Annotated in this window: 1 protein-coding gene; it reads left to right on the top strand. The window is 62.1% G+C overall.

Going from position 1 to position 763, the window contains the following annotated elements; all coding sequences use genetic code 11:
* Nucleotides 1-763 (top strand): PepSY domain-containing protein (locus tag A3730_RS04150; RefSeq protein WP_197477274.1); only part of this gene is annotated, 763 nt, incomplete at both ends.

Genomic DNA, 763 nt, shown 5'->3' with positions numbered 1-763 from the left:
GCACAGGCCCCCGGCAGCCCCCACACCCTGCGCTTTTTTGCTCCACCGGGCGAACCCGGCCCGATTCAGGTCAGCGTCTCCCCCTATACCGGCGAGGTGCTTGCGATTCGCACCTGGGGCGACTACCTGATGACCTGGATCTACAGCCTGCATTACACCCTGTTGTCCGGCGAAATTGGCGAGATTGTGGTTGGCGTGCTTGGCCTGTGCTTGCTCGGTTTCTGTCTGACCGGCGTTTACCTGTGGTGGCCCACCGGCAAGCGCAAGGGAAAGTGGCGTCGCAACCTGACCATTAAACGGAGCGGCGGCACCTACCGATTACACTTTGATCTGCACCAGGTCATCGGCATCTATTTTCTCCCGGTACTGCTGGTGGTCGCCTTTTCCGGGGTCACCCTGATATTCCCGACCCAGGTGGCGGCACTGGTGGGTGCCATGCTCCCGCTGGAAAAGCGCCCCTCGCCTTCGTCAACGCTACCGGACAGCCCGGGCACGCCCTCTATTTCCCCGCAGCAATCACTGGATATTGCCCGCACCGTTTTCCCACAGGCACCGCTGATCCGCCTTGATTTCCCCCGCAGTGAAACCGGCAGTTATTCGCTGGCTTTCAACCGGGACGGAGAACCCTGGCAGCATTACGGCGCCAGCCGCATCTGGGTAGACCAGTACAGCGGCGAGGTACTGGCGGTATGGGACGCCCCCAATGTGGCCGCCGGCAGCCAGCTCATGACCTGGCAGTTCCCGCTCCACAATGGTGATGCCC

This window comes from Alcanivorax sp. HI0044, assembly GCF_001634945.1.
The sequence above is the reverse complement of the archived record's forward strand: the minus strand, read 5'-3'. Positions and strand labels throughout refer to the sequence as shown.